22 protein-coding genes, 1 other RNA gene and 1 pseudogene are annotated in these 22,437 nt (G+C 64.0%); 13 read left to right on the top strand and 11 right to left on the bottom strand.

Features of this window, described 5'->3' with window-relative positions; genetic code table 11:
• The first annotated feature begins 9 nt into the window (after window positions 1-9).
• Genes F757_RS0128125 through F757_RS0128115 form a run of 3 tightly spaced genes read left to right on the top strand, consistent with a single transcriptional unit; the run spans window position 10 to window position 2,149 of the window.
• A complete protein-coding gene (locus F757_RS0128125; RefSeq protein WP_027214290.1) occupies window positions 10-750 on the top strand; it encodes an amino acid ABC transporter permease in 741 nt (246 codons plus the stop codon).
• Window positions 750-1,427, top strand: a complete 678-nt coding sequence (gene gltK / locus F757_RS0128120; protein WP_027214289.1) for a glutamate/aspartate ABC transporter permease GltK — start codon at window positions 750-752, stop codon at window positions 1,425-1,427. Before F757_RS0128125 ends, gltK begins: the two co-directional genes overlap by 1 nt.
• Window positions 1,424-2,149, top strand: coding sequence for an amino acid ABC transporter ATP-binding protein (locus F757_RS0128115; RefSeq protein ID WP_013340469.1), 726 nt, complete (start codon window positions 1,424-1,426; stop codon window positions 2,147-2,149). The genes gltK and F757_RS0128115 overlap by 4 nt, the downstream gene beginning before the upstream one ends.
• Window positions 2,150-2,270: 121 nt before the next feature.
• On the opposite strand, the gene F757_RS0128110 is transcribed toward F757_RS0128115, so the two are convergent.
• Window positions 2,271-3,209 (bottom strand): class II glutamine amidotransferase, encoded by a 939-nt coding sequence (locus tag F757_RS0128110; protein WP_084531060.1) that lies wholly within the window; start codon window positions 3,207-3,209, stop codon window positions 2,271-2,273.
• A 216-nt stretch (window positions 3,210-3,425) separates the two neighbouring features.
• Between F757_RS0128110 and pyrC the strand changes: the two genes are divergently transcribed.
• From pyrC to rnpB, 3 genes and pseudogenes are all read left to right on the top strand, one after another.
• Entirely contained in the window at window positions 3,426-4,487 is a 1,062-nt protein-coding gene (gene pyrC, locus F757_RS0128105; RefSeq protein WP_027214287.1) for a dihydroorotase, read from the top strand.
• 244 nt (window positions 4,488-4,731) lie between these two features.
• Window positions 4,732-5,352 (top strand): annotated as a pseudogene (locus tag F757_RS34225) (DUF3025 domain-containing protein); the annotation flags it as partial.
• Window positions 5,353-5,439: 87 nt separating this feature from the next.
• An RNA gene (gene rnpB, locus F757_RS34745) (RNase P RNA component class A) lies at window positions 5,440-5,862 on the top strand.
• A 128-nt stretch (window positions 5,863-5,990) separates the two neighbouring features.
• Here the strand turns inward: rnpB and F757_RS0128095 are convergent.
• Entirely contained in the window at window positions 5,991-6,413 is a 423-nt protein-coding gene (locus F757_RS0128095) for an OsmC family protein (RefSeq protein WP_025602559.1), read from the bottom strand.
• A 643-nt stretch (window positions 6,414-7,056) separates the two neighbouring features.
• On the opposite strand from F757_RS0128095, the gene rplM reads away from it, so the two are divergent.
• The 3 genes from rplM to erpA all read left to right on the top strand — a co-directional run bounded on the left by rplM (window position 7,057) and on the right by erpA (window position 8,597).
• The gene (gene rplM / locus F757_RS0128090) at window positions 7,057-7,485 is read left to right on the top strand and encodes a 50S ribosomal protein L13 (protein ID WP_027214286.1); all 429 of its coding nucleotides are present in this window, start codon (window positions 7,057-7,059) and stop codon (window positions 7,483-7,485) included.
• Window positions 7,486-7,496: 11 nt separating this feature from the next.
• Window positions 7,497-7,889: a 30S ribosomal protein S9 gene (gene rpsI / locus F757_RS0128085; protein WP_013340464.1), complete on the top strand. Its 393-nt coding sequence runs from the start codon at window positions 7,497-7,499 to the stop codon at window positions 7,887-7,889.
• Between the two features lie 342 nt (window positions 7,890-8,231).
• Window positions 8,232-8,597, top strand: coding sequence for an iron-sulfur cluster insertion protein ErpA (gene erpA / locus F757_RS0128080; RefSeq protein WP_013340463.1), 366 nt, complete (start codon window positions 8,232-8,234; stop codon window positions 8,595-8,597).
• A gap of 144 nt (window positions 8,598-8,741) precedes the next feature.
• Here erpA and F757_RS0128070 read toward each other — a convergent pair whose 3' ends face one another.
• Window positions 8,742-9,872, bottom strand: a complete 1,131-nt coding sequence (locus tag F757_RS0128070) for an anhydro-N-acetylmuramic acid kinase (protein ID WP_027214285.1) — start codon at window positions 9,870-9,872, stop codon at window positions 8,742-8,744.
• Between the two features lie 241 nt (window positions 9,873-10,113).
• Here F757_RS0128070 and tyrS point away from each other — a divergent pair, with 241 nt between their 5' ends.
• From tyrS to F757_RS0128055, 3 genes are all read left to right on the top strand, one after another.
• On the top strand, window positions 10,114-11,364 hold the full coding sequence (gene tyrS, locus F757_RS0128065) for a tyrosine--tRNA ligase (protein WP_027214284.1): 1,251 nt from the start codon (window positions 10,114-10,116) through the stop codon (window positions 11,362-11,364).
• A gap of 43 nt (window positions 11,365-11,407) precedes the next feature.
• Window positions 11,408-11,878 (top strand): D-aminoacyl-tRNA deacylase, encoded by a 471-nt coding sequence (gene dtd / locus F757_RS0128060; RefSeq protein WP_027214283.1) that lies wholly within the window; start codon window positions 11,408-11,410, stop codon window positions 11,876-11,878.
• A 64-nt stretch (window positions 11,879-11,942) separates the two neighbouring features.
• Window positions 11,943-12,614: a histidine phosphatase family protein gene (locus F757_RS0128055; RefSeq protein WP_027214282.1), complete on the top strand. Its 672-nt coding sequence runs from the start codon at window positions 11,943-11,945 to the stop codon at window positions 12,612-12,614.
• Between the two features lie 319 nt (window positions 12,615-12,933).
• On the opposite strand, the gene ruvB is transcribed toward F757_RS0128055, so the two are convergent.
• The 3 genes from ruvB to ruvC all read right to left on the bottom strand — a co-directional run bounded on the left by ruvB (window position 12,934) and on the right by ruvC (window position 15,355).
• A complete protein-coding gene (gene ruvB / locus F757_RS0128050) occupies window positions 12,934-13,998 on the bottom strand; it encodes a Holliday junction branch migration DNA helicase RuvB (protein ID WP_027214281.1) in 1,065 nt (354 codons plus the stop codon).
• A gap of 97 nt (window positions 13,999-14,095) precedes the next feature.
• Window positions 14,096-14,677: a Holliday junction branch migration protein RuvA gene (gene ruvA, locus F757_RS0128045; RefSeq protein WP_013340457.1), complete on the bottom strand. Its 582-nt coding sequence runs from the start codon at window positions 14,675-14,677 to the stop codon at window positions 14,096-14,098.
• 135 nt (window positions 14,678-14,812) lie between these two features.
• Window positions 14,813-15,355 (bottom strand): crossover junction endodeoxyribonuclease RuvC, encoded by a 543-nt coding sequence (gene ruvC / locus F757_RS0128040; protein WP_027214280.1) that lies wholly within the window; start codon window positions 15,353-15,355, stop codon window positions 14,813-14,815.
• Between the two features lie 128 nt (window positions 15,356-15,483).
• On the opposite strand from ruvC, the gene F757_RS0128035 reads away from it, so the two are divergent.
• On the top strand, window positions 15,484-15,723 hold the full coding sequence (locus F757_RS0128035) for a hypothetical protein (RefSeq protein WP_027214279.1): 240 nt from the start codon (window positions 15,484-15,486) through the stop codon (window positions 15,721-15,723).
• A 350-nt stretch (window positions 15,724-16,073) separates the two neighbouring features.
• Here F757_RS0128035 and purH read toward each other — a convergent pair whose 3' ends face one another.
• From purH to F757_RS0128010, 5 genes are all read right to left on the bottom strand, one after another.
• On the bottom strand, window positions 16,074-17,639 hold the full coding sequence (gene purH / locus F757_RS0128030) for a bifunctional phosphoribosylaminoimidazolecarboxamide formyltransferase/IMP cyclohydrolase (RefSeq protein ID WP_027214278.1): 1,566 nt from the start codon (window positions 17,637-17,639) through the stop codon (window positions 16,074-16,076).
• A gap of 55 nt (window positions 17,640-17,694) precedes the next feature.
• Complete coding sequence (locus F757_RS0128025) at window positions 17,695-17,928, bottom strand: Fis family transcriptional regulator (RefSeq protein ID WP_006049915.1); 234 nt, start codon at window positions 17,926-17,928, stop codon at window positions 17,695-17,697.
• Window positions 17,925-19,001: a tRNA dihydrouridine synthase DusB gene (gene dusB, locus F757_RS0128020; protein WP_027214277.1), complete on the bottom strand. Its 1,077-nt coding sequence runs from the start codon at window positions 18,999-19,001 to the stop codon at window positions 17,925-17,927. Before dusB ends, F757_RS0128025 begins: the two co-directional genes overlap by 4 nt.
• A 307-nt stretch (window positions 19,002-19,308) precedes the next feature.
• The gene (locus F757_RS0128015) at window positions 19,309-20,763 is read right to left on the bottom strand and encodes a UbiH/UbiF/VisC/COQ6 family ubiquinone biosynthesis hydroxylase (RefSeq protein WP_027214276.1); all 1,455 of its coding nucleotides are present in this window, start codon (window positions 20,761-20,763) and stop codon (window positions 19,309-19,311) included.
• A 6-nt stretch (window positions 20,764-20,769) separates the two neighbouring features.
• Window positions 20,770-22,176: an aminopeptidase P N-terminal domain-containing protein gene (locus F757_RS0128010; protein ID WP_027214275.1), complete on the bottom strand. Its 1,407-nt coding sequence runs from the start codon at window positions 22,174-22,176 to the stop codon at window positions 20,770-20,772.
• Between the last annotated feature and the right edge of the window lie 261 nt (window positions 22,177-22,437).

The following is a 22,437-nucleotide window of genomic DNA, read 5'->3' as shown; positions in this document are numbered from 1 at the left end:
GTCTTCGTCATGTCATATCACTGGAACTGGGGCATTCTGCTGAGTCCCGTCTCCACCGGCGAGCCGACCACTTACCTGGGCTGGCTGCTGTCGGGCTTCTGGGTGACGATTACCGTGTCGTTGTCGGCATGGGTGATCGCGCTGATCGTCGGTTCTTTTTTCGGCGTGCTGCGCACGGTGCCGAACAAATGGGCGTCGGGCATCGGCACGGTCTACGTCGCGATTTTCCGCAATATTCCGCTGATCGTGCAGTTCTTCACCTGGTATCTGGTGATACCGGAATTGCTGCCCGTCTCCATCGGCACCTGGTTCAAGCAACTGCCGCCGGGCGCGCAGTTCTTCTCGGCGTCGATCATCTGTCTGGGGCTTTTCACCGCCGCGCGCGTGTGCGAACAGGTGCGCTCGGGCATCGACGCGTTGCCGCGCGGCCAGCGCGCCGCGGGCCTTGCGATGGGCTTCACGCAATGGCAGACGTACCGCTATGTGCTGTTGCCGGTTGCATACCGGATCATCGTGCCGCCGCTCACGTCCGAGTTCCTGAACATCTTCAAGAACTCGGCGGTCGCCTCGACCATCGGTCTGCTGGATCTGTCCGCGCAGGCGCGCCAGCTCGTCGACTACACGTCACAGACGTATGAGTCGTTTATCGCCGTCACGCTCGCGTACGTGCTGATCAACCTGGTCGTAATGCAACTGATGCGCTGGGTCGAAGCGAAGACCCGGTTGCCCGGCTATATCGGAGGCAAGTGATGCACCATTTCGACTGGAGCGGTATTCCGGGCGCAATGCCTACGCTGTGGACCGGTGCCGTCGTCACTTTCAAGATCACGCTGATCGCGATTGTGATCGGCATTATCTGGGGCACTGTGCTCGCGATGTTGCGGCTGTCGTCGTTCAAGCCTTTCGAGTGGTTCGCGAAGGGCTACGTGACGATTTTCCGTTCCATCCCGCTGGTGATGGTCCTGCTGTGGTTCTTCCTCATCGTGCCGCAGTTGCTGCAGAACGTGCTCGGTCTGTCGGCGGATATCGACATTCGTCTCGCGTCGGCGATGGTCGCTTTCTCGCTGTTCGAGGCAGCGTATTACTCCGAGATCATTCGCGCCGGCATTCAGTCCGTGCCGCGCGGGCAGGTCAATGCGTCGTTCGCGCTCGGCATGAACTACGCGCAGTCAATGCGTCTCGTGGTGTTGCCGCAGGCATTCCGCGCAATGGTGCCCTTGCTGCTCACCCAGGGCATCGTGCTCTTTCAGGATACGTCGCTCGTCTACGTGATCAGCCTCGCCGACTTCTTCCGCACCGCCACGAATATTGGCGACCGTGACGGCACGAATGTCGAAATGGTACTGTTCGCGGGCGCGTGTTACTTCGTGATCTGCGTGATTGCGTCGAGCCTCGTCAAAGGTCTTCAGAAAAAGGTCGCAAGATGATCTCTATCAAGAATGTTTCGAAGTGGTACGGCCAGTTTCAGGTGCTGACCGACTGCACGACGGAAGTCAAAAAGGGTGAAGTAGTCGTGGTATGCGGGCCGTCAGGTTCGGGCAAATCCACGCTCATCAAAACGGTGAACGGCCTCGAGCCGTTCCAGAAGGGCGAGATCGTCATCAACGGGCAGTCGCTGACCGACAAGAAGACCAATCTGTCGAAGTTGCGCTCGAAGGTCGGCATGGTGTTCCAGCACTTCGAGCTGTTCCCGCATCTGTCCATCGTGCAGAACCTCACGCTCGCGCAGATCAAGGTGCTCGGCCGCTCGAAGGACGAAGCGGCGGCGAAGGGTCTCAAGCTGCTCGACCGCGTCGGTTTGCGCGCGCATGCGGACAAATTTCCGGGGCAGTTATCGGGCGGTCAGCAGCAGCGCGTGGCGATCGCCCGCGCTCTGTCGATGGACCCGATCGCCATGCTGTTCGACGAGCCCACGTCGGCGCTCGATCCGGAAATGATCAACGAAGTGCTCGACGTGATGGTCGAGCTCGCGCAGGAAGGCATGACCATGATGTGCGTGACGCACGAAATGGGCTTCGCGAAGAAAGTCGCGCACCGCGTGATTTTCATGGACAAGGGCCTGATCGTCGAAGACGACCGCAAGGAAGACTTCTTCGCCAATCCGAAATCCGATCGCGCGAAGGACTTTCTGGCGAAAATCCTGCACTGAGGTTGTGGCTGCCGCTGCCGCGTGTTGCGCGCGGCAGCGGGCGCGTCAGACAAAAAAGCCGCTCGAAAGAGCGGCTTTTTTACTATTGGCTATGGATGCGCGGTGGCGCCCGCGGCGTGGTTCACGACTCGAACGCTGCCGCGTCGTCCGCCGCTTCGAGATCCACTTCGAGCTCGGCCACAGCAGGCGCGGCCGCCGCCGAAGCGGCAATCGTGCTTGCTGAAGCAGACGCATCGAGAGCCGGATTGCGCAGCTTCTCCAGAACCGAGGCAGGAACCGGCACATTCACACGGCCGATCACGTCGCCATGCTGGAACATCAGCAGATCGCCGGGCGCAAACGCCGTCCACACTTCGTTGTCGGTGAGCGGCTGGGTGGCGATCACCGCGACGCGATCTTCGGGCGTGGTGTACTTGGCGAAGTCGATCGAGACGTCTGCATCGACAAGATGCGCGGTGGAAAAGGGCCAGCGCCGCACGATGTAATGCAGATGCGTCGAACAATGCGCGAACAGCGCCTGACCGTTCGACATGAGGAAGTTGAACACGCCGAACTGCGTGATTTCGCGCGTGAGCGTTTCCAGCGCGGCGAAGAGTTCGTTGAGCGGCGGTTGCTGCGCGCCGGGAAAAGTCTTGCGCAGACCTTCCAGCAGCGCGCAGAACGCGAGTTCGCTGTCGGTCGTGCCCACCGCCTGATAGACGCCCGACAGTACCGGCGAATAGTCCTTCAGATCGCCGTTGTGCGCGAAGATCCAATGCCGCCCCCATAGTTCACGCATGAACGGGTGGCAGTTTTCGAGCAGGATGTGCCCCTGCGTCGCCTTACGGATATGCGCGATGGTGTTCTTCGATTTGATCGGATAGCGCTTGACCATTTCCGCGATCGGCGAGGTCGCCGACGACTGATGGTCGATGAACAGGCGACACGCTTTGTCTTCGAAGAAGGCGATGCCCCAGCCGTCGGCATGGTGATCGGTGACGCCGCCGCGCGCCGCGAAGCCGGTGAACGAAAACGTGACGTCCGTCGGCGCGGCGCAGTTCATTCCTAGAAGTTGGCACATGTTGCGGGTGAGCCTGTGAACGGGGCGAGCCGTTACAATGATGATTTTCCAAGCATATCACCGAGCCAGAAGCGCCAAATAGCAAAATTGACGTGTATTCAGGCCGCAACACGACGGTTTGAACTCGTCGACGGTGCTTTGCGGGCGTTGTTCATTCGCCGCAGTTTTCGCCCGGTTTCCAATCAGTTTCCGTTCCGCTTTCGTTCTTCACTCGCCATGACCGCTCCCAACGCTTCCCCCGATTCCATCACGCTAGCCCGCCCGGACGACTGGCACCTGCACGTGCGCGACGGCGCCATGCTGGCGGCGGTGTTGCCGGATACCGCGCGCCAGTTCGCCCGCGCGATCATCATGCCGAACCTGAAACCGCCGGTCACCACGACGGCGATGGCGCAGGCGTACCGCGAGCGGATCGTCGCTGCCATCCCGGCGGGCGCGAAGTTCGAACCGCTGATGACGCTGTATCTCACCGACAACACGCCGCCCGACGAGATTCGCCGTGCGCGCGAAAGCGGCTTCGTACATGGCGTGAAACTGTATCCGGCCGGCGCGACCACGAACTCGGACGCGGGCGTGACCGACATCATGAAGTGCGCAAAAACGCTGGAAACGATGCAGGAAACCGGCATGCCACTGCTGGTGCACGGTGAGGTGACCGATTCGTCGATCGATCTGTTCGACCGCGAGAAGGTTTTCATCGACCGGGTGATGACGCCGCTGCGCCGCGAGTTTCCGGCGCTCAAAGTGGTGTTCGAACACATCACGACGAAAGACGCGGTGGACTACGTCCTCGAAGCCGGCGCGCCGGCCGGACTGCTGGGCGCGACGATCACCGCGCACCATCTGCTCTACAACCGCAATGCGATTTTCCAGGGCGGCATTCGCCCGCATTACTATTGCCTGCCGGTGCTGAAGCGCGAAACGCATCGCCTCGCGCTGGTCGAAGCGGCGACGTCGGGCAATCCGCGCTTTTTCCTCGGCACGGACAGCGCGCCGCATCCGAAGGGCCTCAAGGAGCACGCGTGCGGCTGCGCAGGCTGCTATACGGCGCTGCACGCGCTCGAGTTGTACACCGAGGCGTTCGACAAAGCCGGGGCGCTCGACAAACTCGAAGGCTTTGCGAGCTTCTACGGCGCCGATTTTTACGGTCTGCCACGCAACGCCGGCAAAGTCACCCTGCGCCGCGAGGAATGGACGCTGCCGGCGGAGTTGCCAGTTGGCGACACGCCGGTGGTGCCGCTGCGCGGCGGCGAATCGATCGGTTGGCGGCTGGTCTGAGGCCCGACTGAGATGCCGCAGCGCGAAGCGGGGCGCGGGAGTGTGGGGGAATCCACAGGGCCTGGCGCGAGCGCCGCAATTTCCCGCGGCAGCCGGCCCTCACCTTCCACCACACTGTCCCCCAAGCGCGCAGCCTGGCTTTGCTGCAATCGACTGGTCCAAGCCGTGGTTCGCCCAGTTCGCGGTGCGCGGCCAGCGTTGGCAGCGCGCCGCGCTCACCAGCTACGCGGCGCTGCTCGCCGAAATGAATGCCGACGCCGCGCAAACCCGGCAGTTGACAGGCCGCGGCCAGCGGCTCGCCTTCATCGCGCAGGACGACTTGCCGCCCGGCTCCGCCTATGAGGCGCATATCGCGTCCACGGGCTGCGTGCCGACGCGCCACAATCTGCATGACTTCTTCAACGCGTCGATGTGGTTTGCCTTTCCGCGCATCAAGGCGGCGCTCAACGCGCGGCAGTCGGCAGCCATCGACCTGCTGGGCGTCGGCCCGACGCGCGGCGGCGTGCGCGACGCGCTGACGCTGTTCGACGAGAACGCGCTGTTGTTCGCGTGCGCCGACCCCGCGCTGAGTGCCGCGCTGCGCGGCTTCCACTGGCGCACGCTATTGCTGGAGCGCCGCGACGCGTGGGGCGTCAGTTGCGAAGTGCGCTGCTTCGGCCACGCGCTGCTTGAGAAACTGATCGCGCCATTCAAAGCCTGCACTGGACACGCGTGGATCGTCCAGGTGCCGCCGGCCTATTTCGGATGGGACGCCGCTTTGCGCGACGCATGGCTCGACGAGGCCGTCAGCGCGGCTTTGTTAAGCACCGAAGCACTGACCAGCCGGGCGTTTGCGCCGCTTCCGGTGCTGGGCATCCCGGGCTGGTGGCCGGAGAACGAAGAGCCCGCTTTCTACGATGACAAGTCGGTGTTCCGCGCGGGCCGGCGCGCAGATGCTAGAATCGGCGCCAGCAAAGCAGGCCAGGCAGTCGCGGCCTCGGCGGTTTCACGAGTTGAAGCTAACGAGGGCGAGGAAAGTCCGGACTCCACAGGGCAGGGTGATGGCTAACGGCCATCCGTGGCGACACGCGGAACAGGGCAACAGAAAGCAAACCGCCGATGGCCCGGCGCAAGCCGGGATCAGGTAAGGGTGAAACGGTGCGGTAAGAGCGCACCGCGGCTGCTGCAAGGCAGACCGGCACGGTAACCTCCACCCGGAGCAATTCCAAGTAGGCAGGCGCGCATCTTCGAGATGCAGGGCGGGGCCCCCGTCTCGTCTGCGGGTAGGAAGCTTGAGCGCGTCAGTAATGGCGCGCCTAGAGGAATGGCTGCCACGCGCGTCGCGTTTTCGGACGTTGCGCGTGCACAGAATCCGGCTTATCGGCCTGCTTTGCCACCTTCCAGAAAAATGCCGGCGTCCGAAAAGACGCCGGCATTCTTATTGGTGCGGCTGGAAAGCTCTCGGCACCTCGGCTTTAAGGCGGCGCCTTGCAGACCGCTACGCTCAGTGCCGGTGCGCGGCGCTCAATTCGCCACGATGTCGAACGAGTGGGTCAGTTCCGCCGTCTTCGCGATCATGATCGACGCCGAGCAATATTTGTCGTGCGACAGGTTGATTGCGCGTTCCACGGTTGCCGGGTTCAGGTTCTTGCCGGTCACCGTGAAGTGGAAGTGAATTTTCGTGAACACCTTCGGGTCTTCGCTGGCGCGCTCGGCCTTCAGCGTGACCGAGCAGCCGGCAATTTCCTGGCGGCTTTTCTTAAGGATCATGACGACGTCGTAGGCGGTGCAGCCGCCTGTGCCGAGCAGGACCATTTCCATGGGACGCGGCGCGAGATTGCGGCCGCCGCCTTCGGGCGCGCCGTCCATCGCGACCAGGTGGCCGCTGCCGGTTTCGGCCGCGAACGCCATTCCGTCCTGTCCCATCCAGCTTACTTTGCATTCCATGCTGTACTCCACCGCGCTTCGCTATATCGAGACGGCATTGTAGCCCGGCCTCTCCGTGTGCGCCCGGGGCGACTTGGGAGCGAAATTATGCGCAATCGTGGCTTGCTTGTTGCAGCGCGGCATGTCCGGCCGGTGCGGGCGCGAAGGGCGCGATTTAGGGGTTTTACTCTAGCTGCGGTCGCCCCATCGTGCTCACCTCGCGCCAGATACCTTGATTTTGCGGCAATACAGAGCGACATTCCGTTTGCGCTCGCTAGTCCGCATTATGAAATTGAATTTCGCGATGCAAATGTTCTTGCGTTGCACAAGGATGCTTCATATAATTGCCCCATCGGTTGCAGCAGTGCGCAACCTACGCTGTCTCCTCCACCTCCTCCTTTGGTGGATTAAACCCGAACCACTTGTTCGGGTTTTTTTTCGCCCAATTTCCACATTGGTTGCGCGCCGCCGCGAGGCGCGCTCCAGGCGTCTTTTGCGCCGAGTCCCGTACATTTTGACTTGGCGTTGCAAATTCCTTTATAATTCAGGGCTTTTCCGCATCCGCGCCCGCGGAGGAAGAACAGGGAGAGCCTGCACGCGCCTCGATGCGCACACTACAAGCAGGAAAAAACACATTGGGCGCAGCAATTTTTTTGGATCGATCATGAAGACGTTTTCCGCAAAAGCCCATGAGGTGGCGCGCGAATGGTACGTGATTGACGCGACGGATAAGGTTCTCGGGCGTGTCGCCAGCGAAGTGGCACACCGTCTTCGCGGCAAGCACAAGCCTGAATTCACTCCGCACGTCGACACCGGTGATTTCATCATCGTTATCAACGCCGGCAAGCTGAAGGTCACGGGCAACAAGAGCACTGACAAGAAGTACTACCGTCACTCGGGCTACCCGGGCGGTATCTACGAAACGACGTTCGGCAAGATGCAGGAACGCTTCCCGGGCCGCGCGCTCGAGAAGGCGGTCAAAGGCATGCTGCCGAAGGGCCCGCTCGGCTACGCGATGATCAAGAAGCTGAAGGTCTACGCTGACGCAACGCATCCGCATTCGGCGCAACAGCCGAAGGCGCTCGAGATCTAAGGGGAGCCCACATGATCGGTAACTGGAATTACGGCACGGGCCGCCGCAAGAGCGCCGTCGCACGCGTGTTTATCAAGGCAGGCAAGGGCGACATCGTTGTGAACGGCAAGCCTATCGCCGATTACTTCTCGCGCGAAACGTCGCTGATGATCGTGCGTCAGCCGCTGGAACTCACGAACCACGCTGCCACGTTCGACATCAAGGTCAACGTGACGGGTGGCGGTGAAACGGGTCAAGCCGGTGCGGTTCGCCACGGCATCACCCGCGCGCTGATGGACTACGACGCAACGCTGAAGCCGGAACTGTCGAAGGCTGGTTTCGTTACGCGTGACGCGCGTGAAGTGGAACGTAAGAAGGTCGGTTTCCACAAGGCACGTCGCCGCAAGCAATTCTCGAAGCGTTAATTCGTTTCGGGTGCGAACCGGCCCCTGGCCGGAACGCAGCAAAAGCCGCCAACGCTGTCGCGAAGGCGGCTTTTTTTATTCCTTGCGGGAATAGCCAGATAGCAACGGCGATCCGGCTTCCCGGCGCGGCAGTTTCCGGCCGTCTGCGTTTGCGTGGCCGTACTCCTTCCAGGCTGCGAATCCGACGCCACGGCGCGCCGCTTTTTACGACCCGCCGCCCGAACGCACGCGCGCGCCGGCCGTCAAACCGGATTTCTGTAAGAACCCATTGATTTTGTGGGCTTCGGCACGATATCGAGATCAGCCCTACAATAGCGGTTAGAAGCTTTCTGGAGAGTTCGAATGAACGCAGTCACCGAAACACCCGTGACCGAGATGCCGGCCCCCTTCGTTTTTACCGACGCAGCGGCTGACAAGGTCAAGCAACTGATCGAAGAAGAAGGCAATGCGGACCTGAAACTGCGCGTTTTCGTGCAGGGCGGCGGCTGCTCGGGCTTTCAATATGGTTTTACGTTCGACGAAGCCGTGAACGAAGACGACACCGTCATGAACAAGAGCGGCGTGCAATTGTTGATCGACTCGATGAGCTACCAATATCTGGTCGGCGCTGAGATCGACTACAAGGACGACATTAACGGCGCCCAATTCGTCATCAAGAATCCGAACGCAACCACGACTTGCGGTTGCGGTTCGTCGTTCTCGGTTTAAAAGCCGCTCAGGCAGTACATTGCCAGAAACGGGGCTACGGCCCCGTTTTTGTTGCCTGCCGCGCACGGCGAAGCGCGGCCCGCATTCGCCTCGAATGAAACGCCCATGTGCGCCCGCCAACGCGCAAACGCCGAGGCGCAGCCGTCAGCGCGGGTAAATCGCGCCAAGCACCCGCGGCGCGCTGGCGCCCGTGACCGCCGACAAACTGCCCGGCAGGCGCGCGACGCAGCGCATGGCAAGCCACGCGAACGCAAGCGGCTCGACCTGGCTTGGCGGCACGCCGAGCGCGTCGGTGGTCATGACGGGCACGCCGCGTACGCCGCTGTCTTCCAGCGCCTGTTGCAGGGCCTTCATCACCTCAGGGTTACGTGCGCCTCCCCCGCACACGTAGACTGCTTTCGCGTCCGACGCATGTCGCTCGATTTCCCGCGCAATCGTCACAGCAGTCAACGCGACGAGCGTTGCCTGGACGTCGGCGGGCGCGATTGAGACAAACGGCTTTAGCTTCGCGTCCAGCCATTCGGCGTTGAACAGATCGCGCCCCGTACTTTTGGGCGGTTGCTGCGAAAAGTACGGCTCGTCGAGCAACGCGTTCAAGAGCGAGCGGTCCACCTGGCCGCCGGCCGCAAAGTGCCCGTTTTCGTCGAACGGTTTGCCGAGGTTGCGTTGCGCCCATTCGTCGAGGAGCGCGTTCGCCGGGCCGCAATCGAAGCCGCGCACGTTGCCGGTCGCATGCAGAATCGTAATGTTGCTGATGCCGCCAAGGTTGCAGACCACGCGCGTCTCGTCTTTCGCGCCGAACACGGTTGCGTGAAACGCCGGAACGAGCGGCGCGCCCTGGCCGCCCGCCGCGACGTCGCGGCTGCGGAAATCGGCGACCACGTCGATATGCATCATTTCGGCGAGCAGCGCGGGATTGTTGATCTGCCGCGTATAGCCTTTTTCCGGCCGGTGCCGCACCGTCTGTCCGTGCACGCCAATCGCGCGCACTTCGGCGGCAGGGACGTGGCACTCGCGCAGCAGTTCGTGGCAGCACACCGTATACCGCGTGGCGAGCGCGTTGGCGGCCAGCGCCTCGCGTTCAATTTCATTCTCGCCGGGCTGTTGGAGCGCGAACAGCGCCTCGCGCAAGCCCGCCGCGAAACCGACGAACGCCTCAGCCAGCACCACGGGCGGCTCACCCTCGGCGAAGCGTACGGCTACTCCGTCCACGCCGTCCATGCTGGTGCCGGACATCAAGCCAAAGTAGACGCCGTCTGCCGAGTCTTGCGCCACGTTGCTGCTCCTGTCGATGGTTTTTCGTTGCGGGTTCACTGCTGCGTCCTGATCGCCTGTCTGCCAAGGTTGTAGCAGATTATCGACGCAAGCGCGGTTCAATATGAAGCACCCGCCTTGCATGCGCGCGTGGCCGGCTGCGGATTTCTCCTCGCCCGCCCGCGCTCGCCACGGCTTTGGAGGGCGCGGCGGAGCGCATCTATGGGACAATCTGTTTTTTTCGCGACTTCACGTTTCCAGTATGAGCACCGAGTCCAACAAGCCGAACCCCGCCCCCGCCTTTCCGATCACCGACGAAGTCCGTCACGCGCTCGCCGTCACCAAGCGGGGAGTCGACGAATTGCTGATCGAGGACGAATTCGCGCAAAAACTCGCGAAAAGCGCGGCAACGGGCACGCCGCTGCGCATCAAGCTCGGGCTTGATCCGACCGCGCCCGACATTCACATCGGCCACACGGTCGTGCTGAACAAGATGCGCCAGTTGCAGGATCTGGGGCATACGGTGATTTTCCTGATCGGCGATTTCACCTCGCTGATCGGCGACCCGTCGGGCCGTAATGCCACGCGCCCGCCGCTCACGCGCGAACAGATTGAATCGAACGCAAAGACGTATTTCGAACAGGCCGCGCTGGTGCTCGACCGCGAGAAGACCGAAATCCGCTACAACAGCGAATGGTCGATGCCGCTCGGCGCCGACGGCATGATCAAGCTCGCGTCGCGCTACACGGTGGCGCGCATTCTCGAGCGCGAAGACTTTACCAAGCGTTTCCAGAGCGGCGTTCCCATTTCGATCCACGAATTTCTGTACCCGCTCATGCAGGGCTATGACTCCGTCGCGCTCAATGCGGACCTGGAACTCGGCGGCACCGACCAGAAGTTCAACCTGCTGGTCGGCCGCGAATTGCAGAAGCAATATGGCCAGGAACAGCAGTGCATTCTGACCATGCCGCTACTCGAAGGGCTCGACGGCGTCGAAAAGATGTCGAAGTCGAAGAACAACTACATCGGCATCAGCGAAAAGCCGACAGATATGTTCGGCAAGCTGATGAGCATTTCCGACACGCTGATGTGGCGCTACTTCGAGCTGCTGTCGTTCCGTCCGATGGACGAAATCGCGGCGTTCAGGAAGGAGGCCGAGGCCGGCCGCAATCCGCGCGATTTCAAGGTCATGCTGGGCCAGGAAATCGTGGCGCGCTTCCATTCGCAGGCCGATGCCGAGCGTGCGCTCGAAGACTTCAACCACCGCGCGAAGGGCGGCGTGCCGGACGATATCCCCGCAGTCGCGCTCACCGGCGCACCGCTCGCCATTGGCCAACTGCTCAAGCAGGCGAACCTCGTGCCGTCGACGAGCGAAGCGCTGCGCAATATCGAGCAGGGTGGCGTGAAGATCGACGGCGCGACTGTGTCCGACAAGGGCCTGAAAGTCGAGGCCGGCGAGTACGTAGTGCAGGTGGGCAAGCGCCGCTTTGCGCGCGTCTCGCTGACAGCCTGAGCTTGCGAGCCATGCAACGAACTGCAAAGCCGGAGCCGGCACGATGATCGCGTTGATCCAGCGCGTGCGGCGCGCCGAGGTGCGCGTCGTGGAGGGGCAAAGCGAACGCGTGGCCGGCGCAATCGACGCTGGCCTGCTCGCACTCGTGTGTGCCGAGCGCGGCGACACCGAAGCGGCGGCCGACCGGCTGCTCGCCAAGGTACTCGGCTACCGCGTGTTCAGCGACGCCGCCGGCAAGATGAACCTGTCGGTGCAGAACCTGGACGGCGCGGGCCGCGCGGGCGGCTTGCTGCTGGTCTCGCAGTTCACGCTGGCTGCGGACACCAACAGCGGCCTGCGGCCGAGCTTCACGCCAGCCGCCCCGCCGGACGAAGGCAAGCGCCTTTTCGACTATTTCGTCGCTGCGGCGCGCGCGAAACATCCAATCGTCGAAACGGGTGAATTCGGCGCCGACATGCAGGTTTCGCTCGTCAACGACGGGCCCGTCACCTTCTGGCTGCAGACCCACGCCTGAGTTGCGCGCGGTTCTTGCGACAATAGCGGCTCGGCACCACCGGCGAACGGCGCCACTTGGACCCATGACCACGCAGATCCTCTTTATCCGGCACGGCGAGACCGACTGGAACCGCATCAAGCGCATTCAAGGGCATATCGACATTCCGCTCGGGGAGGTCGGCCTCGCGCAGGCGCAACATCTTGCCCGCCGTATCGCGGATGAAGCGAAGCGCGGCGCGCGGCTCGATGCGATCTATTCGAGCGACCTGCAACGCGCGCGGCAAACCGCGCAGCCCGTTGCGGATGCACTTGGCTTGCCGGTGCAATTGCGCGAGGGGTTGCGCGAGCGCTCCTACGGCGCATTCCAGGGCCACGACAGCGATGAAATCGCCGCGCGTTTTCCGGATGAACATGCGCATTGGCAGACCCGCGACCCTGGCTTCGCGCCGCCCGAGGGCGAGTCGCAGCGCGCGTTCTATCACCGTGTACTGCATGCAATCGAGCCGCTGGTTGCCGCGCATCCCGGCGGCCGGATTGCCTGCGTCGCGCATGGCGGCGTGCTCGACTGCGTGCGCCGCTTCGCATGCGGTTTGCCGCTCGATGCGCCGCGCGACTACGCGTTGCTGAATACGAGCGTGAACGTGGTGAATTTCGACGAGGGCCGCGCGACGATAGTCTCGTGGGGCGATGTATCGCATCTCGACGTGCCGGGGGCCGACGATAGCTTCAGGAAGGTCCCGGAAGCGGGCCGTTAATCGCGACGGGTTTGTTACGCGCGAAATGCCGTTGCGTCGTTGTGCTTTGCGCGTTGCTGTGCGTGAATCTGCTTCGCGCACAGCGCACAGCGCTCACGCGGCGGTGCGCTCCCTCAGATACGCGATTCACTACGCTCATCCGGTCACAGCTGAAACCAGGCGCACTGCGGGCCCGGGCGCCGCGCGGCGCATCGGCGGTTCATGCGCAACCTGCGACTGAGCGCTTGTGCAAGTTTGCCGCGACAGCGGGCCTATCTAGTCTCGTTCGAGACTTTTTGCACCGCCCCGCTACGCCGTGCCGGTTGTGGTCAGGCCGTGCTTATGTCGCAGCCGAGTCCCACAGGCCCGGCAGAGAGCTCGACGCGTCCGGCGCCGCGAGCCCGAAGTGCCGGTATGTGAGCAGCGTGGCGACGCGGCCGCGCGGCGTGCGCTGCAGAAAGCCTTGCTGGATCAAGTACGGCTCAAGGACATCTTCGATCGTATCGCGCTCCTCGCCGATTGCGGCCGCCAGATTATCGACGCCGACAGGTCCGCCGTCGAACTTGTGCAGGATCGCTTCGAGCAGCTTGCGGTCCATCAGGTCGAAGCCGACCGCGTCGACATCGAGCATGCGCAGCGCCGCGTCCGCCACCTGCGCGGTGATGTTGCCGTCGGCCTTGACTTCGGCGAAATCGCGCACGCGCCGCAGCAGCCGGTTGGCAATACGCGGCGTGCCGCGCGCGCGCCTCGCGATTTCAAACGCGCCGTCAGGATGAATCTGCGCATTCAGCAGCGAAGCTGAACGCGTGACGATACGCGCAAGCTCTTCGGCGTTATAGAACTCGAGCCGCGCGACGATGCCGAAGCGATCGCGCAGCGGATTGGTGAGCATGCCCGCGCGGGTGGTCGCGCCGACCAGCGTGAACGGCTGCAGGTCCAGCTTCACGCTGCGCGCGGCCGGTCCTTCGCCGATCATGATGTCGATCTGATAATCCTCGAGCGCGGGGTACAGGATTTCCTCGACGACCGGCGAGAGCCGGTGAATTTCGTCGATGAACAGCACGTCGTTCGCTTCGAGATTGGTCAGCAGCGCGGCAAGGTCGCCGGCACGCTCGAGCACCGGCCCGGAAGTTTGCCGCAGGTTCACGCCCATTTCGCGCGCAATAATGTGCGCGAGCGTGGTCTTGCCCAATCCCGGCGGCCCGAACAGCAATACGTGGTCAAGCGACTCCGAACGCCGCCGGGCGGCCTCGATAAATATTTCCAGCTGGCCGCGCACTTTCTCCTGCCCGACATATTCTTCGAGCTGGCGCGGGCGCAACGCGCGTTCGAACGCTTCCTCGTTCGGCGAGACGGGCGTGGCCGCGATGATGCGCTCGGCGGCGAGTTTGTCGGTTTCGATCATGCGGTCATTGTACCGCGCGAGGCGCGGCGCGAAATCGGCCGAATGGCCAGGGTGCGCTGGTGGCGCAGATTGCTCACGGCTCCCGCCCGCCCAACGCTCACGCCTTCGACAAAGCCTTCAACGCGAGCTTGATACCGTCCGACACGCCTGTTCCAGCCGGCACGTTCTTGATCGCGGCGAGGGCTTCCTTCTCCGAGTAGCCCAATGCGAGCAGCGCGTTGAGAATGTCGGACGCGTGGTCGGAGGCCGACACGGCGCCGGCCATTGCACCGAGGTCCGCGCCGAGCTTGCCCTTGAGCTCGAGCAGCAGCCGCTCGGCCGTCTTCTTGCCGATGCCGGGCACGCGGGTGAGGCGCGCGGCGTCCTGCAGCGTGACCGTCTGCGAGAGTTCGTGCACGCTCATGCCGGAGAGCACGGCAAGCGCCATGCGGGCTCCGATGCCGGAAATCTTCAGCAGCTCGCGGAAGGTGGAACGTTCCTCGGCGGTGCCGAAGCCGTACAGCAGATGCGCGTCTTCGCGCACGATCATTTGCGTGAGCAGCACGACCCGCTCGCCGGTGGACGGCAGGTTGTAGAACGTGCTCATCGGCACATCGACTTCATAACCGACGCCGTTGCAGTCGACGAGCAGATGCGGCGGGTTTTTTTCCAGCAGAACGCCGGCAATGCGACCGATCATGGCGAGTTCAAACTTGTGAGAAAGGGCGAGTGTAGCGCAGCGCGTGCGCGCCGCCGATCGCAGGGGCACGCATCGCGTGAAAAAACGATTGCCCGATGCGCGTGGCGGCGCTTCGCGAGAAGACGCCGCGAACGATTATCCGACGAGGCGCCCGCGTCTGACCCGCAAGCCCTTTTTCGCCAGCGACGGCGCGATGCCGCCGAGCGTGCTCAAAGTCGTGCCGCCGTGCGCGTGGCAAATCGCCATGCCGAGGGCGTCGGCGGCGTCCGTGCCCGGCACGCCGGACAGGCTCAGCAGCCGCACGACCATCTGCTGCATCTGCTCCTTGGTCGCGCGGCCGTAGCCGACCACGGCCTGCTTCAGTTGCAGAGCGGTGTATTCGGCAACCGGCACGCCGCCCGCAACCAGGCCGCAAATTGCCGCGCCGCGTGCCTGGCCGAGCAGCAAGGTAGACTGCGGGTTGACGTTGACGAAGACTTTTTCGATCGCCGATTGATCCGGCGAGTGCTGGCGGATCAGTGTCGAAATGCCGTCGAAAATGGTGCCGAGGCGCGACGGCAGGTCGGCGTCGGCAGTCTTGATGACGCCGCTCGCCACATAGCTGAGCGTGTGTCCGCTCTGGTCGATCACGCCGAAGCCAGTGACGCGCAAGCCGGGGTCGATACCGAGAATTCTCATGAAATGCCGCACATGCGGTTAAGGCCAAGTGCCTGCGATACTACAACAGACACGCCGGCCGGCGGCCCGCAAAGCGCGGCGCGAGCGGAATAAAAACTGCTGGGGCTGTCAGCCGGAGGGGATTGCGAATGCAGCGCTATGGAAACAGAAGTGGGAAATCTGGCGTCGTCGCGTATGAGATCGGCGAGAACTTCGTCGCGGCTCGCTTCCACTCGGGCACGACGTACTGGTACACGGAAAGGAGCGTCGGCAAAACACATGTCGCGGCGCTCAGGCGACTCGCAAAGCGCGGCGAGGGCCTCGGCACCTACATCAGCCAGCATCCCGAAGTGAGGGACGGCTACGAGCGCAAGGACCCTCCGGATTGACGCCGCGAGAACGTACTGCGGGCTTGCGTCCGTCGACGCGGCAACAAAGCGGCGACGAGCGCGAGCGGACGCTGAGCGAGCTCTGCTCAAGCGCCGACGAACCGCCGCCCAACCGCCGCCGACCGCAGAGCAAACGCAGAGCAAACGCAGAGCAAACGCAGAGGAAACGCAGAGGAAACGCAGAGGAAACGCAGACCAACGGACGCCCATCCGTCGCTCGACACCGCCCAAACACCGCCCAAACACTAAAAAACGCCCACAAAAACAAAACGGCCCAACGGAAATTCCCGTCAGACCGTTCCAATGTCTCTTACAGCGGCTGCAACAACGAGCCCCCGCTCAAGCGAAACTCAATGCCGGAAGTGACGCACGCCCGTCAGCACCATCGCGATGTTGTGCTCATCCGCGGCGCTTACCACTTCGTCGTCGCGCATCGAGCCGCCTGGCTGGATCACGCAAGTCGCGCCCGCGGCCACGACCACGTCCAGGCCGTCGCGGAACGGGAAGAACGCGTCCGACGCAACGGCCGAGCCTGCCAGCGTCAAGCCGGCATTCTGCGCCTTGATGCTCGCGATGCGCGCCGAGTCCACACGGCTCATCTGGCCTGCGCCGACGCCGAGCGTCATGCCGTTGGCACAGAACACGATTGCGTTCGACTTCACGTACTTCGCGACGCGCCATGCGAACAACAGGTCGTCCATTTCCTTCGGCGTGGGGTGACGCTTCGTGACCACACGCAGTTCGCGCGGCTGCACATTCTTCGAATCCAGCGATTGAACCAGCAGGCCGCCGCCCACGCGCTTCAGATCGAATGCGTTATGGCCGTCGCCCAATGCGATTTCCAGCAGCCGCACGTTCTGCTTGGCCGCGAACACCTGGCGCGCCTCGCTGCTGAACGACGGCGCGATCAGCACTTCGACAAACTGCTTCGCCACCGCTTGCGCCGCTGCTTCGTCCACTTCGCGATTGAAGGCGATGATGCCGCCGAACGCCGACGTCGGGTCGGTCTGGAACGCCTTCGAATACGCTTCGTTCGCGTTGGCGCCCACCGCCACGCCACACGGATTCGCATGCTTGACGATCACGCAGGCAGGCACGTCGAAGGTCTTCACGCATTCCCATGCGGCGTCGGAGTCTGCGATGTTGTTGTACGACAGTTCCTTACCCTGCAACTGGTTGTAGTTCGCGAGCGCGCCGGCCGGCACCGACAGATCGCGATAGAACGCGGCGCTCTGATGCGGATTCTCGCCATAGCGCAAGTCCTGCACCTTGCTGAAGGCGAGGTTGAACGTAGCCGGATACGTGTTGCGCGAGCTGTGCTGCAATTCCTCGGTGAGGCTCGTCAGGTAGTTCGTGATCGCGCCGTCGTATTGCGCGGTATGCGCGAAAACCTTGGTCGCGAGACGGAAATTGGTCTTGTACGACACGCTGTTGTTGCTCGCGCGCATTTCGTCCAGCACGAGCGCGTAGTCGGCCGGATCGACCACGACGGTCACGTCGCGATGATTCTTCGCGGCCGAGCGCAGCATGGTCGGGCCGCCAATGTCGATATTCTCGATAGCGTCTTCAAGCGAGCACTCTTCTTTCGAGACCGTCTGCACGAATGGGTACAGGTTCACGACGAGCAGGTCGATGGTCGGAATGTCGTGCTTTTCGAGCGCGGCCATGTGTTCCGGCAGGTCGCGGCGCGCCAGAATGCCGCCGTGCACCTTCGGATGCAGCGTTTTCACGCGCCCGTCCAGCATTTCCGGGAAGCCCGTGTAGTCGGCAACTTCTGTGACGGAGAGGCCCGCGTCCGCGAGCAGTTTCGCAGTGCCGCCGGTCGACAGGATCTTGACGCCGAGGTCCGACAGCGACCTGGCGAAGTCGACGATGCCGGACTTGTCGGAAACGGAGATGAGCGCTTGCTTGATCATGATGAAGACGAAAAGCCGAAGGGAAACGTGGCAGGGCGCGAGAAAACTACCTGCGCTACAACAGGCCGTGCTGTTGCAGCTTCTTGCGCAGCGTATTGCGGTTGATGCCGAGATACTCGGCGGCCAGCGACTGATTGCCGCCGGCCTGCTCGAGCACCACTTCGAGCAGGGGTTTTTCCACGCACGAAATCACCATGTCATAGACGTCGTGCGGATTGGAGCCGTCGAGGTCCTGGAAGTAAATGCCCAGGCTGTCGCGGACAGATTGTTCGATATTGTTCTTGCTCATGCTGCTAGTCGGTCGGTGTGGTCCTCGCCGCTTGCGCCCGGTACGGGGTTGCCAGCGGTTTCGTCGACGTAGACGAGGCGCTCGGAGATCGCCTTCTGTGCGTCGAAAAATTCGTTGACGGCGAGGAGTTGTTCGCGCGTGGTGTCGAGCGTATTCATGCGATGCCGGAACACGTTGGCGCCAGAAAGGCCGCGAGTGTACCAGCCGATGTGCTTGCGCGCAGTGCGAACGCCTGTAAATTCCCCGTAGAACGCGTAGTGATCTTCCAGGTGCTCGTTCATGACCTGCTGGATTTCGTCGATGCGCGGCGGCGGCAGCAGCTCGCCCGTCTGCAGGAAATGCTCGATTTCGCGGAAAAGCCACGGGCGCCCCTGCGCCGCGCGGCCGATCATGATGGCGTCCGCGCCGGTCACGGCCAACACGTGGCGCGCCTTGTCCGGCGACGTTATGTCGCCGTTGGCCACCACCGGAATACGCACGGCGGCCTTCACGGCGGCGATGGTCTCGTATTCGGCCTCGCCGTGGTACAGGTCGGCCCGCGTGCGGCCATGCACGGTGAGCATGGAAATGCCGGCGGCTTCGGCGAGCCGCGCGACGTTCAGCGCGTTGCGGTTCTCGCGATTCCAGCCGGTGCGGATTTTGAGCGTGACCGGCACGGCGTCGGGACCGACGCCCACTGCGCCCACCACCGCCTCGACGATGCGCTGCACGAGCGGCTCGTTCTGCAACAGGGCCGAGCCCGCCGCCACGTTGCACACCTTCTTGGCCGGGCAGCCCATATTGATGTCGATGATCTGCGCGCCGTTCGCCACGTTGTAGCGGGCGGCTTCGGCCATCATTGCGGGGTCGGCGCCGGCGATCTGCACGGCGATTGGCTCCACCTCGCCCGCGTGGTTTGCGCGGCGCATGGTCTTCTCGCTCTTCCACAACTGCGCGTTGGACGCAACCATTTCCGACACCGCATACCCCGCGCCGAGCCGCTTGCAAAGCTGCCGGAACGGACGGTCGGTCACGCCGGCCATGGGCGCGACGAACAGGTTATTGCGCAGATTGTGCGAGCCAATGGTGGGCATGACGTACGTGGACGCGCGCAGCGCCGATTGCACGAAGTGTCAATCGGAGCGTTCGCGAAATGCGAGGGAAAACCGCTATTTTAGCGTTAACGGATGGCCCGCACTTCGGTGACGGGCGTCGTAAGTCGTTAAATTGCCTATGAAAGTGGCCGCCGCCATAGAGAGCGGCGGCTCGCGCGGTGCGCTTTGCTTCGGCTCGAAAGCTGATCCGGCAACTGCGTTTTACCGCGGCTCAGGCGGTTGCCGGGCCGGCCGCGCCACACCCGATGTGCCGCGCTGGCCGCATGGCCCGAACAGCGCGCCGCGCTCAGCGGCGTTGGCCGAACATCATCTGCCGCGCCAGCGCGGTTTTTACCGGCGGCGCGAATTCCAGCGCGGTCAGCGCAAGGCCGCGCAAGATGGCGAGCGGTGCGAAGTCGACGGTGAACAGGCGCGCGAGCGTGTCGGTGGCGCCAATCGTCATGCGCCGGTCGAGTGCGCGGCGCTGCGCGAAGGTGGCCAGTGCGAGCGGCGTCGGACCTTCCGCCGACAACGCGTCGACGAGCGCGTGCGCGTCGCGCAAGCCGAGATTCAGGCCCTGGCCCGCAACGGGATGCAGCGTCTGCGCCGCGTTGCCGATTGCGACGACGCGGCCTCTCACCAGCGTATCGATCGCGTTGAGCCCGAGCGGAAACGACGCGCGTCCCTTGATTTGCGTGAAGCGTCCCATGCGAGTACCGAACGCAGTGCCGAGTTCGCGCAGGAATGCGTCGTCGGGAAGTTGCGCGCGGCGCGCGGCTTCCTCAGGCGCGCAGCACCAGACAAGCGCGTAGTCGGCGCCGCGCACGCCGCCCATCGGCAGTAGGGCGATCGGGCCTTCCGGCGTGAAGCGCTCCCACGCGACGTGCGGTTGCGGCGCCGACACGCTGACGGTGCCGACCAGCGCCGTCTGGCCGTAGTCGCGGGTGTCGGTTCTGTCGCGGTGGCGGGCGTGCTTGTCGTTATCGTGATTCGCGGTTTGGCCGCGTGCATGCGGCCCGAAGTCGCGGTCGGCGGTTCGGGCGTTCGGGATTGGAAGTTCTTCGCTTCGGGCGTTGAGCATATCGCGTTCTGCGGTTTGGGCCTTCGCGATAGCAGGGCTATGCGCGGCATCGGCGGCAAGGCCGTGTGCCGCGTCGTCGTCACCGCCTTTTACGCCGTGCCGGCCCTCATGCCTGTCACCCTTCTGATCGCCGAACAGACCCCCTTCGGCACTGACCAGAATGCGCGTGCGCAGCCGGCGCGTGACGCCCGCGGTTTCGATCGGCAGCGTCACGCCGTCTTCTTCCTGCACCGGCACGCCGGCGGAGGTCGAACGGAACCAGTGCACCTGCGTGGCGCGCACCGCTTCGGCGAGGCCGTGCACGATCGAGCCATAGCGCAGCACGTAACCGAGCGCGGGCAGGCCGTGCTCGCTGTGGTCAATCAGCGTGCGGCCGAAATGTCCGCGTTGCGACACGTGGATGCGCTGGATCGCGGTGGCGTCGGCGGGCCAGCGCAGCGGTTCGAGAATCATGCGGCTGCCGTGCGACACGGCAATCGCGCGCGGGTCCGCAATCGAATCCTCGGGCTCGCGGGCGTCGATCAGCGCGATCTTCAGCTCGCGCGTGACGCTGCGCCGCGCGAGCCAACCGGCAAGCGCGAGTCCGACCGGACCGGCGCCGACAATCGTCACGTCGAAATCGAAGGTCTGCTCCAGCGCACGCGGCTTCAGGATGACCGTCGACGGGGAAACGTCGTTCATTGCGGATTACTTCCTTGTTTCGTTAGCCGCGCGGGCGTCCTGCATCAGCGCCTCGATTTCGTCGGCGGCCACCGGCACGTCGCGGGTAATCAGCTCGCAGCCCGTTGGCGTGACGATCGCGTCGTCTTCGATGCGGATGCCGATGTTCCAGTAGCGCTCGGGCACGCCTTGCGCCGGACGGATGTACAGGCCCGGCTCGATGGTGAGCGTCATCGAAGCCTGCAGCGTGCGCCACGGCAGCATGCCCGCTTCGTCGCGCGGCGCGCCGCGCTCGCGGTAGTCGCCCACGTCGTGCACGTCCATGCCGAGCCAGTGGCCCGTGCGGTGCATATAGAAGGGCGCATAGGCGCGCTCGGCGATCACGTCGTCGGCAGAAGCGAACTTCGTCCGCTCGACGATGCCCGTGTCGAGCAAGCCTTGCGACAGCACGCGCACAGCCGCCTGGTGCGGGTCATCGAAGCTGGCGCCGGCGCGCGTTGCGGCGACGGCCGCCTGCTGCGCGGCCAGCACGATGTCGTAGAGCTCGCGCTGCGCCGCCGTGAAGCGGCCGCTCGCGGGAAAAGTGCGGGTGATGTCGGACGCGTAGCCGTCCAGCTCGCACGCCGCGTCGATCAGAATCAGATCGCCTTCCTGGGCAATCGCGTTGCCGGCCGGGTAGTGCAGCACGCACGCGTTGGCGCCCGCCGCGACGATCGACGTGTAAGCGGGCGCCTGTGCGCCGAATTTGCGGAACGTGTAGAGCAGCTCCGCTTCGAGCTCATACTCGCGCACGCCGGGCCGGCACGCGGCCATTGCGCGGCGGTGTGCTTGCGCCGAAATCTGCCCGGCGCGGCGCATGATGGCGAGCTCGTGGTCGTCCTTGAGGAGGCGCATGTCGTCGAGCAACGGCACCAGATCGTGCGCGGCCGTGGGCGCCGCGACGCCGCCGCGGCCCTGCATGCGCACCGCCTCCAGCCAGCCGCGCACCTGGCCGTCGAGCTTGTCCGACGCGCCGAGCGCGTAGTGCAGCGACGGCTTGTCGGCGAGAAGCCGCGGTAGATGCACGTCGATCTCGCCGAACGGAAATGCAGCGTCGAACCCGAAAGCGACGCGCGCGCCGTCGGGTCCGAAGCGAAAGCCTTCCCAGATTTCGCGCTCGACGTTTTTCTCGCGGCAGAACAGGATCGACGCGGGTTCGCCGGGCGCCGCGCTGGCGTCGAGCACGAGCAGCGCCTCGGGTTCGGTGAAGCCTGTCAGATAGTAGAAGTAGCTGTCGTGCCGGTACGGATAATCGGCGTCCCGGTTGCGCAATGCTTCGGGCGCGGTCGGCACGATGGCGACGCCGCCGCCCGCTGCGCGCAGCGCGGCGAGTACGCGCTCGCGGCGCGTGCGGTAGACGTCGATGGCGATAGTGGGTTCGGTCGGCTGGTTCATCGTGCGATTGTAGCGCCCAATGCATCGGCTTATTTCGTGCGGGCACCCAGTAGCGCGCGCCGTTCGCCTGGCGCTTGGGGGGCTTGCTGGGCTCAGGCGGGTGCTGTCGCCGCGGTTCAGCGCCTGTGCATTTGAAGCGCGCCCAGCCCACGGCGCACCGCCCACCGCCCACCGCTCACTGCCTAGGGCGCACGGCCCAAGGCGCTCCGCTCACCGCCCACCGCTCACCGCGCACCGCGCACCGCGCACCGCCCACCGCCC

Source organism: Burkholderia sp. WSM2232, from assembly GCF_000472545.1.
GTDB lineage: Bacteria > Pseudomonadota > Gammaproteobacteria > Burkholderiales > Burkholderiaceae > Paraburkholderia.
This window is presented reverse-complemented; position numbering and strand designations above follow the sequence as displayed.